This is a genomic window from Argonema antarcticum A004/B2 (assembly GCF_023333585.1).
Taxonomy (GTDB): Bacteria; Cyanobacteriota; Cyanobacteriia; order Cyanobacteriales; family Aerosakkonemataceae; genus Argonema; species Argonema antarcticum.
Genome location: NZ_JAIQZN010000024.1, coordinates 24,918 through 41,216 on the forward strand (window position 1 = coordinate 24,918; position 16,299 = coordinate 41,216).

11 protein-coding genes are annotated in these 16,299 nt (G+C 44.0%); 3 read left to right on the forward strand and 8 right to left on the reverse strand.

The window, feature by feature from the left end; all coding sequences use genetic code 11:
• Window positions 1-23 precede the first annotated feature (23 nt).
• From LAY57_RS12675 to LAY57_RS12695, 5 genes are all read right to left on the reverse strand, one after another.
• Window positions 24-2,234 carry a GumC family protein gene (locus LAY57_RS12675; RefSeq protein ID WP_249067051.1) on the reverse strand — a complete coding sequence of 737 codons (2,211 nt, stop codon included), beginning with the start codon at window positions 2,232-2,234 and terminating at the stop codon, window positions 24-26.
• An 83-nt stretch (window positions 2,235-2,317) separates the two neighbouring features.
• Window positions 2,318-3,700: a polysaccharide biosynthesis/export family protein gene (locus LAY57_RS12680; RefSeq protein ID WP_249067052.1), complete on the reverse strand. Its 1,383-nt coding sequence runs from the start codon at window positions 3,698-3,700 to the stop codon at window positions 2,318-2,320.
• Window positions 3,701-3,719: 19 nt separating this feature from the next.
• Entirely contained in the window at window positions 3,720-4,427 is a 708-nt protein-coding gene (locus LAY57_RS12685) for a cyanoexosortase B system-associated protein (protein ID WP_249067053.1), read from the reverse strand.
• The gene (gene crtB, locus LAY57_RS12690) at window positions 4,424-5,323 is read right to left on the reverse strand and encodes a cyanoexosortase B (protein ID WP_249067054.1); all 900 of its coding nucleotides are present in this window, start codon (window positions 5,321-5,323) and stop codon (window positions 4,424-4,426) included. The genes LAY57_RS12685 and crtB overlap by 4 nt, the downstream gene beginning before the upstream one ends.
• A 4-nt stretch (window positions 5,324-5,327) precedes the next feature.
• A complete protein-coding gene (locus LAY57_RS12695; protein ID WP_249067055.1) occupies window positions 5,328-6,479 on the reverse strand; it encodes a DegT/DnrJ/EryC1/StrS family aminotransferase in 1,152 nt (383 codons plus the stop codon).
• Window positions 6,480-6,818: 339 nt separating this feature from the next.
• Here LAY57_RS12695 and LAY57_RS12700 point away from each other — a divergent pair, with 339 nt between their 5' ends.
• From LAY57_RS12700 to LAY57_RS12710, 3 genes are all read left to right on the forward strand, one after another.
• A complete protein-coding gene (locus tag LAY57_RS12700; RefSeq protein WP_249067057.1) occupies window positions 6,819-7,514 on the forward strand; it encodes a Uma2 family endonuclease in 696 nt (231 codons plus the stop codon).
• Window positions 7,515-7,662: 148 nt separating this feature from the next.
• Window positions 7,663-12,279: an AAA domain-containing protein gene (locus LAY57_RS12705; RefSeq protein WP_249067059.1), complete on the forward strand. Its 4,617-nt coding sequence runs from the start codon at window positions 7,663-7,665 to the stop codon at window positions 12,277-12,279.
• A 126-nt stretch (window positions 12,280-12,405) separates the two neighbouring features.
• The gene (locus LAY57_RS12710) at window positions 12,406-14,340 is read left to right on the forward strand and encodes a phospholipase D-like domain-containing protein (RefSeq protein ID WP_249067062.1); all 1,935 of its coding nucleotides are present in this window, start codon (window positions 12,406-12,408) and stop codon (window positions 14,338-14,340) included.
• Window positions 14,341-14,441: 101 nt separating this feature from the next.
• Here LAY57_RS12710 and LAY57_RS12715 read toward each other — a convergent pair whose 3' ends face one another.
• The 3 genes from LAY57_RS12715 to LAY57_RS12725 form a co-directional block, all read right to left on the reverse strand.
• A complete protein-coding gene (locus tag LAY57_RS12715) occupies window positions 14,442-14,735 on the reverse strand; it encodes a type II toxin-antitoxin system RelE family toxin (protein ID WP_249067064.1) in 294 nt (97 codons plus the stop codon).
• Window positions 14,728-14,982, reverse strand: coding sequence for a hypothetical protein (locus tag LAY57_RS12720; RefSeq protein ID WP_249067065.1), 255 nt, complete (start codon window positions 14,980-14,982; stop codon window positions 14,728-14,730). The genes LAY57_RS12715 and LAY57_RS12720 overlap by 8 nt, the downstream gene beginning before the upstream one ends.
• Window positions 14,983-15,147: 165 nt before the next feature.
• Window positions 15,148-16,281: a geranylgeranyl reductase family protein gene (locus LAY57_RS12725; protein ID WP_249067067.1), complete on the reverse strand. Its 1,134-nt coding sequence runs from the start codon at window positions 16,279-16,281 to the stop codon at window positions 15,148-15,150.
• Between the last annotated feature and the right edge of the window lie 18 nt (window positions 16,282-16,299).

Below are 16,299 nucleotides of genomic sequence, written 5' to 3' on the forward strand. Positions count from 1 at the left end.
AATCTGAAATTTAAAATCTTCCCCTATTTTCTTTTGACTTTTGACTTTTGGCTTTTGACTTTTGACTTTTCTTGGGCTTCTTTTTGCGACAAGTTTTCTGGTTCGGCTACTGGTGACTCCTGCGGTTCGGCGCTAGAGGTAGGCATCGGCAGTGGGATGTCTGCCCCATTGATGATGGCACCCAAAAGCCGCAGTTCTTCTGATTCGTTGAGTTGCTCTATAGCCTCAGTCAACATACTCTCAGCTATGTAACCTGGTCGGGTCACGAGTACAATGCCATCGGTTAGCGGCTCTAGTAACAGAGCATCATTGCAGAGGCTGAGGGGGGGTGTATCAACAATAATCATGTCAAAACGACCGCGCACATCTTCAAGTAACCGTTGAAACTCGCTGGATTCTAGAATAGATGCTGGTTGCCGTAAGGGGCCAGGACTCGGTACTAAGTATAAATTTTCAACTTCTGGTACAAGACGAACACATTCACTCCATGTACTGTAGTAGCGCAAAGGTTCCACATAGGCATCGGGATCGGGTGCGACTTTAACAGCTTTAGCAAGGGATGGCGATCGCAAATCCGCTTCAATCACCAGCGTTCGCTTACCAGCGCGGGCAGAGGCTATGGCCAGATTATAAGCAGTTAAGCTTTTACCTTCTTCATTAATCGTGCTGGTCAACAAGATCGCCTTCACAGGTTTATCGCTGGTACGGCGCAGATTACTGCGGATACGTTCGTACACTTCCAGATAGGGTGAATCCCCTGCCATCACAACTGGTGTACCGTCGAGATCGGGGTCAATGACCATAATATAAGGCACGATGCCCAAAAGCTGTACCTCTTGTTGCAGCAGCAGCCCTCGGATATCCTCCATCGTTTGCAATATACCGCCCATCATTCCCAGCAAGAAAATTAAGCCGCCACCTACAGCTACTCCAGCTAAGGCTCCGATTGCGATCGTCATCACAGGATTCTGGCTGGTCGAGATAATGGGTTGAACTTCTGCCTGTTTGACAATGCTCAAGCTGCTAACCGTCTCTGCCTCTGCTGCCTGTGCATCCACCAAAGCCGCCTGCATCCTGCTGTAGAGATTTTGTTTTAGTGTGAAACGCTCTTGCAAGCGTGCTAATTCGAGTTGTTTATTGGGGATAGTAGCGTATTCCCGCCTGAGAGTCTTTTCTTGCTGGACGATCGTACTCAACTGTTGCACAAGCGCATCTTGCTGGGTCTTTAAGGCGACCAGCTGTTGTGCCAGCGCTTGTCTGGCTGGGTCTAGGCTGCTGTCTTGGCGAATTTGAGCGCCGCTTTGGATGGGTGCCGCTATACCGTTCCCGCCAATCACCTCAGCCGCTCTACCTCTGAGCAAATTTTCGTAAGATTGTTGCTGCTTGCGTAATGCAATTATATTTGGGTGTTCAGGCCGAAGATCTTTCTTGAGAATCTCTAGCTGAGTTTCTGTCTGATAAATCTGAGCCCGCAGATTGGCAATAATCGGGTCGGCACTCAGAGCCGAAGAAGCATAAGCCTGGTCAGGTGTCAATCCTAATCGTTGCTGCAAGCTGCGAATTTGGGCGTCAATCCCCTGCAATTGGAATCGAATCTGCCGCTGCTGAGCTTGACCTCCAGTAATACCTTGAATCAAACTACCATTCTCTGCTGCCAACAAAAGTGGCCCTTCTTGCTTGGTATACTTTTCGACTTCTTGTTCCGCTGCCCGAAGTTCCTTCTCGGCTTGCGGCAACCGTTTATTGATTTCGGTGATGATCGATCGCAAGCGCTGCGTGTTAATAAAACGGCTGCGCTCAACCATGCCCACCATTACCGTGTTGATTACTGTAGCGACGTTTTCCTTTTTTTGATCTGCGTATTGAATTGTCAGCAGAGGTGGTGGAGGCGGTTGTCCCTTAGCAGGCGGTTTGGGTAGCTTAACATTGATCTTCTTGAATACTGTCCTGGGATTTGCCTTGATTTGCTCAGCCGCCGCCTTCACCACATCCTCATTGACGAGTAAATCGACATTGACGCCCTGTCCCTGCTGTTGAATGTCAGTTCCTGTCTTGGAAAAAGTTACTGGCGGTTGAGTTAAAGTAACAATCCCTTCGCCCTGGTATTCCGTGGGTGGTGGTGGCAGTAACGCCACGAAACTGGCTCCCCCCACAATCATAATACAGGCAACTATTCCCTTCCATTTGTGCTGATCGAAGGCGATCAGATAACGCTTAACAATAGGTGAAGTCATGGTAATTTTAGATTTTAGATTTTAGATTTTAGATTTGATTTATTTCAAATTTTAAATCTAAAATCTCAAATATGCAATTATTTTTAATTCCCGTTTCCGTTGTCTGAGCTAGGGCTGAACAGATCGTTAGCACTGTTGCTCAACGATCGGAAGAAGAGGAGAAAACCGAGAATATCTCGAAATGGTTGGGTAAAACTATTGAGCGCGTAAGTAATCCGACCGACAAGATTGCGACCGATCACAATCACATCGTTGTCTCGCAGGGGAACATTTTGAGAAGCATCGCCAAATAAAGCTCGTTTGCCATTCAGTTCTCTGACGATCGCTCTGCCTCGTTCTTGGTCAAACCGGATCAGCGCTACCCTGGTGAGATCCGCCACTTGGAGATTGGGACTCGCGGCTGTGAAGGCATCAAGAAAATTACTGCCATTTGGAAGGCGAATATTACCCAATCCCTGATTAGGATAACTCAAAACGCGGATGTTGATAACTTGCTGCGACAGGGTGGATTTAGCTACAAGCTGACGATCGTAAGTGGCGTCATTTCCCACCCCAAGTTGGGGTACAATCACCGCATCTCCATCCTCCAGACGCAAATCTGGCAGGGGATCTCCTGCTGCTAGAGGGGTAAACAAATCTATGGGTTGCTCAATAAAAGAGCCATCCAGCAAGAAGCGACGAACGCGGATTTGGCGCAGGTCAGCTTGGGTTGTACTCCCCCCCGCTGTCAGCAGCGCCGTAGAGAGGCGCGGCGGGAAGCCCAGGTTATAGAAACCCGGTTTGACGACTGCGCCGGTTATGGTGACTTGAACCGGACGCTGAGCCCCTAGAGACACATTGACTACCGGATCGATTACGTAGCGATTTAACCCCAAGCGAATCTTTTCTTGGACTTCTGGTAGAGTCAGACCTCCTACTGATACTGTTCCCAACAATGGCACCACAATTTTGCCTTCGGGACTAACGTTGGCAATAAAGCTCAGGTCTGCAAAGCGTTGAGTAATAACAGAAAGGGTATCTCCAGGGCCGAGTCGGTAGGGGCCAAACTGGGGGCTGGTCTGAAAGCGTTGGGGGGTATTTTGGAGTTCAAAGGGAACTACTGGTATGGTTACGGGTAATTGAGCTAAAGAATTTTGGATTTGGCGCGAAGTGGGCGTCTTGGCAAGCGAGTGTGGTCTTGGGGGTTTCCCCCATGAACACCGAGCGCCATTTCCCGTCACGATGCCCACCTTCGCAAGAGAGGATTTTGGATTTTGGATTTTGGATTGAATTTTTTTCTTTTCAATTGGCAATTTTAAATCTGTAGCTTGCTTCTGCAAAGCGGTAATCTGCAATTCCCCTGCTGCCCAGCTTTTTTGAGGAAATGTCCAAAATAAGGATGTGCCGGTTAGCAGGAGTGTGCTACCAGTGTGAAGAGTAAGCAGGTGAATTGCAGTTAACCGTCGCCGGAAAAGAACCCCTTTCATTTTTAATTTTTCATTGATTTTATTTTTTCTGGAGCGAACCTGCCATTAATGCCGATTGAACGCTTTGGCCGAGGGACTGTGCTAGGGGCCTAACTTTTTCGATGTCGCCCAAAGGTTCGATCGGAATTTGGATGTTGACTGCAACCCAAGGAACGCGACGCCCCTGCCACTGGGCTCTTTGATCGGCCCAAAACCATTTGCCTGGATCTGGGGTGCCTCCATCGGGAAGAGCATACCATTGCAGCACTGCGTAGGTCTGATTTCGGTTCCAGCCTTGAAAGAACTGGGCTTCCACCTTGACACTACGATCGTTTGTTGAAACCGCAGTAAATTGTGCGGGGCGATATTTATCTGTTTTCCAGCGCCAAAAACCTTTGACATCTACCCATTCTACCTGGGGCTGCTCTTTAGGCCCATTCTGGGGCAGTAGCATCAATATAGCCTGAGTTTTGCGATCGCGCTGGATATTTTGGTAAGACCATTTGTGGCCGCTAACTTCCCTGACTTCCTGGGAGATGGTTTGCCAACCGGTCAGGGTTAGTCCCGTTTTCCGCAATTGTTGGATTTGCTTAAGAGAAGGTATCGGCGGCGGCTGTTCCCAAGGCCAATGTCCTTTCAGGTAACTGGGAATTGCCCCTAACGCGATCAATACTAACAGGAACAGGAGCAAGATGACCTGAGAGAGTTTTAAGTTATCAGTTTTGAGTTTTGAATTCAAGTAATTCATGAATCAATCTCTTTGTGCAGTTCGCTCTCATCGTCGCTGGGGAAATATTTTTCCATTAAATTGATTAGCACGACCAATATTCCCAGCATACAGGCAGAATATAGGTCGCCGCCCCAACTTTCGTGCAGCCATTCAAAGGCTTGATGATTATTAGTACCGTGAAAGTAGGTTAGCAGGGTATTGCGGATGATGTTGGCAGTAACGCTAATTAAAGCGGCACTAATTAAAAATAAAATTGATTTAGTGCGCGATCGCAACTCACCAGTCCAAAAAAGCAACATCAAAGCTACATACAAGCTGGTAAACAGCATTTTGAGTCCCGCACAGTGAGGCGCTACCTCCACAATCTGTCCGCCAACATATAAGTTAATCTCTTCGACGGTGACGTTTATGCCAAACTGACTCAAAATAAAGCCAGCTACTCCAGCAATAAAGCTTTGCAAAGGTAAAGCGTAGGGTTCGATTAGGTAGGGTACTGATGTTGGAGATGCCAACAATACCAACAAAAGCGGGAAAAATTGCAATTTGAAGCCAGCAATACCTTTGAGCCACAAGCACAGTCCGGCTAGCACTAATGGGAAGGATAAATTCACCCAGTCGTTTAAGCCGCTGAGATAAAATATTGCCCCCACTATAAGTAAGGCAGCACCCAAGGGATGGGTGTTATCTGGCAAGCGATGCCAAAGTTTCCTATTTAACCAAGCGATATAAGCGGCAAAAGGCAGACCAATCAGTCCGTGACTGAAATACTCGTGTACGATGCCGATATTTTTGTGCAGCCAGCCGTCGTACCAGTGCAACAGCAGGGGTGCGTACAATATTGTCAAAAAAGCTAATATAGCGCCACTTAGTAAATGTGGCTCTATGGTTTTGGGAATTTTTAATCCTACTTGCATGATTTTAACCGGGGATTGCTGCTGGGGGAGCGATCGCGATACTATGAAGTTCTTGCACTACCTGACCGATCTGAGTGTGGCTCAAACCAGGGTACATTGGCAAGGATAATATCTGTTTTGATAGTGTTTCTGAATTGGGAAAGTCTCCTTCTTTGTAACCTAAATACTGATATGCTGGCTGAAGATGGCAGGGCAGGGGATAGTGGATGCCTGATTGGATGCCTACTGCGGCTAGTTCTGTCTGGATTGTTTCGCGATCGACTGGACAGGTTTCGGTAATACGGATGACGTATAGGTGATAAATGTGTCCGCTGCCAGTGTGGTTTTGGATTGGGAATATACCGTGCGATCGCAGTTCTTCTAATAAGCGATCGTACTCTTGTGCAGCTATGTTGCGCTGAGTGTTCCACTCTTGTAAGTGGGGTAGTTTTACGTTGAGTACGGCGGCTTGCAGGGTATCTAAGCGGCTGTTGGTGCCGTATTCGACGTGGAGATATTTTTGGGGGGCACCGTAGTTGCGTAGCGATCGCATTTTTTTGGCTACTTCTGCATCGTTGGTTACCACCATCCCACCATCACCTACTGCGCCCAAATTTTTGCTGGGATAGAAGCTAAATGCGGCTGCTTTACCTATTGAGCCAGCTTTGTAACCTTCTCGCGAAGCTTCGTGAGCTTGGGCTGCATCTTCAAAGATTAGCAGATTGTGGGCGCTAGCTAGGTCTAGCAGTTGTTTTGGCGATACCATTTGTCCGTAGAGATGGACTGGTAGGATTGCTGTTGTTTGTGCCGTAATTGCCTTCTCTGCGGCTGCTAGGTCTATTAAAGCGGTTTCGGGGTCGCAATCGACCAAAATTGGGGTTGCACCGGCGTGGAGGACGCCTATGAGGGTGGCAACAAAGGTATTGGCTGGTAAGATTACTTCATCGCCGGGACGAATACCGCAGGCTTGGAGTCCGAGTGCGATCGCATCTGTCCCGCAAGCTACGCCAATACCGTATTCTACACCGCAAGCCTTCGCAAAGGCTGTCTCAAAATCGGCGACAGCTTTGCCCATGATAAAATCGCCCTGGTGGAGTACAGTCAGGAGGGCTTGTTCGATCTGGGTTAGCAAAGGTTCGTGTTGAAAGCTGAGGTCTACAAAGGGAATTTTGGTCATTGATGGGTGAGAGGGAAATTTTTATCGTAGAGGTTGGGACTAATTGCACAGGTTAACAAAGTTACCTATTCTAGTTATGGTTTATTTTTGTGGTTTTGGCTACCGTAGTCGTTTAAAGAGTTGTAAAATAAAACAAACTTGGATCGACTTGGAAAAATTCCCCTAAAACCTCAGCCTGTTTTTTACTGATTTCTACCTGACCATTGACTACTTCTGCTGTCACTTCTAACTTTAGCGCGGCATCGCAACAACGTACCCAAGAACGTTAAACTTGTGACCACCCTACAATTAACCGAGCCTTTCCCCGATCCACTAAAATAAAAATAAGATTAAAATTATATGTTCCAACAACTACCAACTGAAATAAAACCAACAATAATCTACCCCGACAGCGACGGCCAACCAATGTCAGATAACACCGAACAATTTCGATGGATTGTAGTTATCAAAGAAAACTTAGAAATTTTGTTCGCCAACGATACTAATGTATTTGTCGCAGGCGACTTGCTTTGGTATCCCATCGAAGAAAATAACAAAATTCGCCAAGCACCTGATGTTATGGTAGCATTTGGCAGACCAAAAGGAAAACGGGGTTCTTATAAACAATGGTTAGAAAATAACATCCCTCCCCAAGTAGTGTTTGAAATTTTATCTCCAGGTAACACAGTTAAAGAAATGTCAAGAAAACTTCTGTTTTATCAACGTCATGGAGTCGAAGAATATTATATTTATGAGCCGGAAGAAGTGGAATTGACTGGTTTGATACGTTCTGAAAATCGATTAGAAGAGATTGAGGAGATGAATGGTTGGGTAAGTCCGCGATTGGGGATAAGATTTGAGTTAATATCTGATACTTTAGAAATTTTCCGTCCCGATGGACAGCGATTTCTTACCTCTGTTGAACTCGATGGATTGAGGGAACAGGAACGCCAACGCGCTGAGGATGCGATCGCACAACTGGAAACAGAAAAACAGCGATATCAAGCTTTGATAGAACGATTGCGAGAAAAGGGAATCGATCCAGAACAATTGTAGGCGATCGATCGCAGAAACCCGACAGAAACCCGGTTTCTTGAGCGATATTTTTTTATATTAAAACAATTAGCACAAGTATGGCCGAATTGGTATAATCATCGGAAGCGCGAGTCCATAAAGGCCGGAATAATTATAAATTGGAGTAAGTATGCCCAGTTTTTCAGCCGATCCTGCCAATATAGGTGATTTACTGCAAATTATTCGGGATGGGTACGAAATTAACTTGATGTCAGGTGAGTACAAAGGGCCATTTATCATTGAAAAAGCGATCGCAATTCGCGGAAATGGTGAAGATACGGTTATTTTTACAGCCGATGAGCCAGCACTGATCGTGAAAGTACCTGGGGTGCGGATCGAGAATTTAGCGATCGCTCGCACGGTGGGAGGCGATCAGGGAGAAGTGGCGCTATTCGCTGAAACAGGAACATCGCCTATTTTAGAGCGAGTGAGATTGACTGGAATAGCTGAAAATGTTCGCTGGTCAGGCGCTAGCTGGGATATTCCGACGGTATTGGATTTTGGGGAAGTGGAATGCGATCGCTTAGTACAGCGTTCTTGGCAATTACAAATAGGCGCTGCTTGCGAAATTGTATCCGATCTTAGTTGGCTGCACGTACAGCCAAATTACTTATCGCCGGGGTTACAAAATTTAGAGATTAGGTTGAACTCAAAAGATATTTTGCCAGGTACAAATTTATCTGGTTTTATATTTTTAGCTGATTCAGAGGATATTCGACAAATTGAAATTAATGCCAAAATTAAACATACCTCTACCCTGCAAGAGAAGGAAAGCAATATTCCACCCTTGGCTACTAAAGAAGAAGAGTCAGAAGAGTTAGTTGCCGAAAGATTTGGTTATAGATTTGTTGGCGATAATTCAATTAATAATTTGATTGGCGATGTGGAAGGAAAAGCTGCAATAGACAGGTATTTGGATTTTTCAGAAAGACGCGATCGCGCTGAAGAATTACTATCTAAAATTCTCGGACAAGAGCCACATTTATTTTACCTGCGTCGCCGGGGAAAAGGACAGGAAATAGGGGAAGAAAAATGGGAACTGACAATACCAACAGATCGAGATGATATGGAATTACCTGCCATACTTCAAGAACGGGAAAAAACCTTAAGCTTGTTGGCAGTTGTCAGTCAAGATGGATATGGCGGTTTGCGGGTGCTATCGGCTCGATTATTATCACCGGATAAGGGAAAAGCAGATGCTTTTAGCACACTTTATAGTATTCGTTTATTGCGCGATCGCCAACACCGCATCGGCGTACCGCCATCGGTTATATCCAGTATAGCAAAATTACCTTTTTGCGGCGATCATCTGCCAACAGAAGAACAGTTACAAGCTTGGAAAAGCTTTTTAAATATTGAAGAACGCATGGCTAAAGAGCGGCAATTTTGCGTTCCCTTTATTAATCATAACTATGGAGCGGCAACCAGGAAAATAACCTTTGAAATAGATGATAAAGAAGCCACTATTGATAGTTCTTCTGGCACTTCTCTGAAAGAAGATAACTTTTGGCAACGAGCAGCGAAAGCACGCAATGAAGATATTCAGCTTTTGGAAATCCCTGCTGATGGTAACGGCGAACAAATTGAATATCGATTGGGGAGTATCGAAGAAATAGAACGAGAAAAAAGTTTTATCCGCATCAGAATAGATGCCGAAATTGTCGATAAAATAATTGAAGGAAATTATCAAATCCCCAAACAAGGATTTTTGTCTTTCCAGGCAGCAGGAGATTTAAGCCAAATTAAACGGAAGAAAAGAGCATTAGAAGAATTACAAAAAGGAAACGCACATAATCCTTATTTGGGTGAATTTTTCTTTGACGCTGCCAAAGCAAGACCTCTGCAAAGAAATCTTAAACTAAAACCTGAAGATTTGTTATTACCATCTGCTAATCCCGACCAAATTGCAGCAGTAGAAGCGGTACTTGCTGCCGATGATTTGGTGTTAATTCAAGGGCCACCAGGTACGGGAAAAACTACAGTTATTGCCGAAATTTGTTACCAAATTGCTTTGCAAGGCGGACGGACTTTGATTGCTTCCCAAGCAAATTTAGCAGTAGATAACGCACTCAGCAGATTAATTCACAGTCCGGTAATTCGTGCTTTGCGAAAGGGACGTGCTGAGAGAGTAGAGGAAGAAGGATTACCATTTTTAGAAGAACAAGTAATTGGTACTTGGCTGAAAAATACGGCTGAAGATTGCGAAAAGCGGTTGTTTAAAAGAAAAGAAAATATAGACTTTTTCCGTCAGTTGTTAGCATCGGCAGAAAAATTCACCAGTTATTTGAAAGCTGAAGAAACCATCGAACGGGATCTAAGAACCTGGCAGAATCGCCTGGTAAGGAGCAAAGCGGATGGGAAAGAGATAATAAGTCAAATAGCGGAAATTAAAGCACAGCAAACTCAGATTAATTCGATAGTTTCAGATTTAGATTCCATACTATCATCTGCCAATTCAGTCAATTGGGAAGACGCCGCAGTATTCAATTTATTAGAGCGTTTAAAGAAATCCGCAGCTAATGATAATTATCTAAAAGAATTCATCGCCAACGTGCAAGCGGCGGTAAAGTTAGCTAAGAGATTGGGTTTGGTTTCTCCAGGTAATCGCGAAGCATTTGGGTTAGCTGCTTGGTTGCGGAATGCCGTTCCTGGTTGGGTTTCGGAAGCTGGGAGGGGACTGGCGGCGGCTAAAAATGCGATCGCATCAATCGATGAAACCCAAAAAGTCGTACAAACTTACCACCAGCATTCTGCCAATGTTGCTCAACTGCAAAGAAACTATCAGCAAATGGTAACAGAACAACAAAATATCCAAAATCGCAGATTCGATCAAATTTGGCAACAGATCATTGAAAATATTCAGATTCCCTCTATTAAAACATTAGTCCGTCAACATGGTTCTTTACTATCATACAATGGTGAAACAGTGCAAATAGGTATTAGCTCTCAGGGGTTGTTGAAATTAGCGCAACAGAGATTACCAGATATTAAAGCTGCGGTTGTCAAAGCTTTCAATCGAGATTTAAAAGTAGGATTAGTAGTAGGAACTGCAAGCTCACAAAGCGGATCTACTCAGCTATTTAATGAAGACTTAGCCAATCTTAAAAGGCAAATGTCTGAGTTTCAAAGGCAATTAGAAAATTTGCGTCAACAAGCTGAGATAAAAGCTAGACACAGCCGAGCGCTTTTAACAGAATTGAAGCAGTTTGCACAATTGCCAGATAGTTTACGCGCTGTAGTGGAAAGATGCCTGCAAAGCACATCAATGTTACCTGTTTTAGCGGAATTAGCAACATTATCGGCGCAGGTGAGTGACTGGGAAAGCGGTATTAGTAACCTGACGAGGTTGATTTCCTTACTAGATCCTTTGGTTGGACTATCAAATATCAAAAAAAATCTGAATCATCATCTTTCTAATTTACAACAAACTTATGAAAGTGCCAACAGGAAACTGGCAGACTTACAAAACCAACTTGGCGAAATAGAAGCGCAACTAAAACAGAAACCTTCAGAACAATTAATTAGCGATCGCAAATGGTGGGAGTCAGCATGGCAAGCAATACCCGATCGACTCAAACCGCCAGTCCCCTCAACAGATTTATACGATCCAGACTTTTTACGCACTCTGAAAGCGCAATTCGACGCTTGGCAAAAAGAATTAGAAAAAGAAGAAGCTTATCTCAGTCGCTACGAAAAACTCGTCCAAGATTGGATTCAAAAATTACGCAATCCCTCAGCACAAGATCGAACAGAATTGCGGCGAACTTATATTGATAATGCGAACGTTATCGGCATTACTTGCGTGCAAGCTGCTGGATATAGTTTTGCCAGAGAATTCAATAATTTTGATGTAGTAATTATTGATGAAGTCAGTAAATGTACGCCGCCAGAGTTACTAATTCCTGCTTTAAAAGGCAAAAAATTAGTGTTAATTGGTGACTATCGGCAGTTACCGCCAATGCTGCATGAAAATAGCATTGAAGAAATTGCGTCAGAAATGGACAGTACCAGAGAGGAAATGGCATTTTTAGAAGAATCTCTGTTTAAAAGACAATTTGAAGCTGCACATGAAAGTATCAAGCGTAGGTTAACTATTCAGTATCGGATGCACCCGATTATTATGGGTGCGATCAATCAGTTTTACGATCATCGCTTGCAATGTGGAATTCCAGATGCCGATCGGCAACGCTCACACAATCTGAATGGTAAAATTATCCAAGAAAATCACCATCTTATTTGGGTAAAAATGCCATTAGAAGAGGGTTTTGAAGAAAGACAAGAAGGAACTTCAAAAGCCAATATTAAAGAAGTAGAAGCGATCGAAAATTTGTGTCAGCAAATGGAAGTAGCTTGGTTTCCCAAAGTTGCTGAAGGAAATCCCCGCAAAGAAATAGGCATTATTACTTTTTATGGCGCTCAATTGAGACTAATTGAAGAAAGAATAACCTCAGAAAGCTTTCCATCCCTGCAAATTAGAACGGGTACAGTTGACCGATTTCAAGGGATGGAACGCGCAGTAGTTATTGTTAGCATGGTTCGCAATAACAGCAAGCGAGATGTGGGATTTGCCAAAAAGTTAGAACGGGTAAATGTTGCTTTTTCTCGCGCTCAAGAATTGCTAATAGTTGTCGGTTGTCATACCTTGTTTACTCAGGAGGCGCGGGGAGTTGGCAGTATGTATTCTAACATTTCCGATATCGTGCGTCGTCATGGAGGATTAATTGATGTTTCTAGCATTTTAGGATAGTCCCGCCAGTCCCACCACATTTTTGTAGGGACACGGCATCATAAATATATTGGTATAGAGCAAAATTTTAATTATGCCGTGTCCCTACAGCATAATTGAATGAAAATAACCATCAAGGATTAATTAATGTTTCTAGCATCCTCTCCTAAACCAATTGATGCCATTCTGAAAGAAATGGCAGACAAAATTGAGCAGCAAAGTCCAGGTTTATCTGTATTGGCGGCGCGTCAATTCCGCTATAGTGTCTTTCAAGTTTTAGTGGAAGTTACTATTAGCGAACCGCGTAAATTTAATGTACTGGAAGAGTTTATTCTTCGCGCTGGAATTGAGCTTGACCCGCCGCCAACAGTGGATGAATTAGCAACCGTACTGGGACTCGATCCTGTATTCGTGCAAAATACCGCTAGAACACTGCGCTCTTTACAAACTTTAGTATGGACGACTAATGGATCGATCGCACTTACTCCCCAAGGACGACAATTCTACGCACAAGGTTCTGTTCCACAACCACCACAAACTAAACAAATTTATGCTATTACTGACCCATTAAACTGCAATCTTTTTTTTCTAGCTTCTCCTTTGGAAGAAACCAATATCGACTTGCCAGAGTTGGAAAACTTTATGGCGATAGAAAATAGATCTCCCGATATTTATTACTTGTCTATTGAACAATTTCAGCAAATAGTTGAAGCTTCAACTTTAGGAATTCACGCACCAAAAGAAGGCAAAATACTTACCGAAGCAAGTATAATAGATGAATCTAAAAATATCTGGCAAGCTATCTCAATTTTCGTTATTTTCGATCTACTTGAAGATAAAATAACCTTGCAAGTTAGACGCGGTAAGCAGGTTTTAGAATATCCCTCAACTTGGCTTAATATTCTGCAAGAGGCAGGGATGATTTCCTTACAAGATTTGTTCTCTATTAGTGAAGAAACTATTGCTAGCGAACGCAATCTACTGATGGAAACGAGGAATGCTGAAGTTGAGGCAAGAATTGAGAAAATTAATCATATAGCAATTGAAAATGTTCTGGAAATTAGGACTAATCCAAAGCCAAATAAACCTGCCTTAACTGCTGAAGCAGGTAGTGTTATTCTGCTGCGTGACAGTCAGATTCGGAAAGCTTTTTTAGATACTCTCAAATCGGCGCGTCAGGAGATACTGATTTTTTCGCCTTGGGTGAGTGAAGAAGTTGTAGATGATGAATTTATCAAGCTGCTTGAGAATATTGCTAAACAAGGAGTTTCAGTTTTAATTGGTTATGGAATTGCACGCAAACAGGAAGAAGAAGAACGACAAATTCCCCCCACACTCCAGCAAAAACTAACAGGAATTAAAACGCCAGATGGTTTACCTGCGGTGCAGATATTTTGGTTGGGAAATTCCCATGCAAAGGAAGTGGTAGCGGATCGAAAAATTCACTTATGCGGTTCTCACAATTTTCTTTCTTATCGGGGAGATAGGCTACCAAGGGGAGAAACTGTTTATAAAGTAACAATTACCGAACAAGTTCAAGAAGCCTACGAATTTCTGGCAAGTCGATTCCACAAACAGGCGCAAAAATTATGGAAAAATGCTTTAAAAATGCGCGATTATCGATCTGCTGAAGCTGCTATTTGCGTGTGGTGTGCGCTGAGTATGGAGGGGGAAGCATTAAAACAGCTACAGCAAAATAATTGGCTGGAATTATTGCCTGTTTGGTTGAAGTTAGCATTTCACGGATTAAGATCGAAAAAGATATCACCTGATTCGGAGTATTTCCAAACAGCACTTTTTTTACTGAGTGAGTTTTCAGTAGAAGATGCAAATATTGAGTTATTAAGGGAGGAATGGCAAAAAGTTATAGGTGCGATCGCTACTCAAAATCCTGACGCTGCTTTAAAATTATTAACTGAAGAAATATGGACAGATTTCACTCGCCTTGGTATTACCCAGCCGCCTAACGATTCGCCGTCGAAATTTCTGGCAAAATATGCTAAAAAACCCCAAAAATATGATAAACCTGCCCAAATTAAGTCTCTAGCTGCTGCCAAGAAAAAAGGTGTAAAGAAGAATTAGATTTTTTTGGGTTATCGCTAAATAGTTATGAAATACGGCCTTTATTTTTCTTTCATTACTTCTTCAATAGCATCCTCGATTTCTTCGGCAGCCACGTCGGCTTAATCAGACTTAGAGTAAATCAATAGCAACGAAATACACTGCGGCGAAACCAACTGATAAATCAAGCGATACCCACCGCTTTTTCCAGTGGGAATATCGCTGTTCTTCGCCCGCATCTTGAAAACAGTATAGCTTGTCCCAGCAATCCGATCGCCGATAAAATTTCCAGCTAGAAGCTCATCAATTATTGGTCGAATGTCATTCTGAATCTGACGATAACGTTTCGCAAGGGATTTCAGCCTACGCTTAAACGGGAGCGTAAATCGAACCTCAACAGCAAAATTTTCAGACATCAATCCCATCCCATAATTCAGATATGGGGAAGGTTTGCCCTGCTTTGGTTTGGCGAAGAGAATCTTTTAAATCAGCCAGAATTTTTTCGTTAGGTTCTGCTTCATCAATTTGCCCAAGCTCATCCACAAGAGCCTGCCACGATTTCAGGAGATTTTCCCAAACTTCCAAAGGTATCAATACGCCTGTTGTCTCACCTTGAGTGTTGGTGACATATTGCACAAGCTCAACGTAGTCCGATCTCTTCATAGATGGGGAATAGTTAGTGTGATGGCATTCATTTTTCTTCCTGGCTAAAGCAGATAGTCTATCACTTTAATTGTAGATTCACCGTACTTAATTGGCGGCAAATCTGAGAGTTATGAGTTATGAATTAAACATTCTTAATTTATAACTCATAACTCTAAACTATTTTTAGCCGCCCATACCAGGAATCATACTCTTACTGAGGCGTTTGAGCGCGAGGTTAACAACATCGCTGTAACGCAGTTCTCCGCAGAGGATTTTCGCCATAGTTTGGGTAGCAGCGGGTCGCTTCACCCCCACTTTGTAGCCAACTTTGGGAATTTTGTAGAACACGCCAGCTAGGCGTTGCGCCCATATCATATCGCTTCCCCATTCATCGGCGATGACTTGGGTATATTTTTCCAGGGCATTCAAATCGCCACCAATAGCTCGATCGATCGCTTCGGCAGCCTTCACACCGCTAAAAATAGAAGGACGAATGCCCTCAGCGGTCATTGGATCGACCACACAGGCGGCTTCTCCAGCTAAAACGGCGTTTTGGGTGTGCAGCTTTTGATTGCCATCCCACAAGCACAGGGGATGCCCGTATTGCTTGCTATTTTTGACATCCACACCGAATAGGGTGCCGTACTCAGCCAAAATACTCTTAAAGTCTTGCGGTTCGCCACCTTGGAACGTCGCGATGCCGATCGAATAACCGTCTGCTTTAGGGAAGTTCCAGATGTAGCCATTTTTGACCATCCCGAACTCAAAGTAAGCTCTAGTATCGGGATTTCCGGGTGGCGCTGTTTCTGCCTCTAAAGCTCCACCCAGTCGGCGTTTCCGTTCCTTGAAGCCCAAGAACTTAGCCATTGGCCCTTTGGCACCGTCGGCGGCGATCAGATAGCGAGCTTCTACTGGGCCATTAGCCGTATTGACTTGCCAGCGATCGTTCTTAAATTCAATCCCCGTGACTTCCGTATTATCTCGGAGTTCAGCCCCTTGCTTCTGTGCCTGCTGGATGAGGAAGTGGTCGAAGACATCCCGCCGCACCATCCAAATTGGCTCCATATCTTTTAGTTTGGCTTCCACCCGATCTTCCATTTTCCAGGTGTAGCAAATGGTATCCACCTTCAGGGAAATTGCTGGGGAAAAGTCAAAATCAAACCATTGGGCGATCGCAGGTGATACACCCCCACCACAGGGTTTATACCGAGGCAAGCTTTCTTTTTCCAGAACTAAAACAGAACGCCCCCGCTTAGCCAAATGATAAGCTGCCGTTCCGCCTGCTGGGCCAGCACCGACAATAATGCAGTCAAACATATTACAGCATGGGGGTAA

What these genes read in the sequence shown, in the direction of transcription:
- LAY57_RS12675 (WP_249067051.1), bottom strand. Translation starts at nt 2,234, where the DNA reads ATGACTTCACCTATTGTTAAGCGTTATCTGATCGCCTTCGATCAGCAC.
- LAY57_RS12680 (WP_249067052.1), bottom strand. Translation starts at nt 3,700, where the DNA reads ATGAAAGGGGTTCTTTTCCGGCGACGGTTAACTGCAATTCACCTGCTT.
- LAY57_RS12685 (WP_249067053.1), bottom strand. Translation starts at nt 4,427, where the DNA reads ATGAATTACTTGAATTCAAAACTCAAAACTGATAACTTAAAACTCTCT.
- crtB (WP_249067054.1), bottom strand. Translation starts at nt 5,323, where the DNA reads ATGCAAGTAGGATTAAAAATTCCCAAAACCATAGAGCCACATTTACTA.
- LAY57_RS12695 (WP_249067055.1), bottom strand. Translation starts at nt 6,479, where the DNA reads ATGACCAAAATTCCCTTTGTAGACCTCAGCTTTCAACACGAACCTTTG.
- LAY57_RS12700 (WP_249067057.1), top strand. Translation starts at nt 6,819, where the DNA reads ATGTTCCAACAACTACCAACTGAAATAAAACCAACAATAATCTACCCC.
- LAY57_RS12705 (WP_249067059.1), top strand. Translation starts at nt 7,663, where the DNA reads ATGCCCAGTTTTTCAGCCGATCCTGCCAATATAGGTGATTTACTGCAA.
- LAY57_RS12710 (WP_249067062.1), top strand. Translation starts at nt 12,406, where the DNA reads ATGTTTCTAGCATCCTCTCCTAAACCAATTGATGCCATTCTGAAAGAA.
- LAY57_RS12715 (WP_249067064.1), bottom strand. Translation starts at nt 14,735, where the DNA reads ATGTCTGAAAATTTTGCTGTTGAGGTTCGATTTACGCTCCCGTTTAAG.
- LAY57_RS12720 (WP_249067065.1), bottom strand. Translation starts at nt 14,982, where the DNA reads ATGAAGAGATCGGACTACGTTGAGCTTGTGCAATATGTCACCAACACT.
- LAY57_RS12725 (WP_249067067.1), bottom strand. Translation starts at nt 16,281, where the DNA reads ATGTTTGACTGCATTATTGTCGGTGCTGGCCCAGCAGGCGGAACGGCA.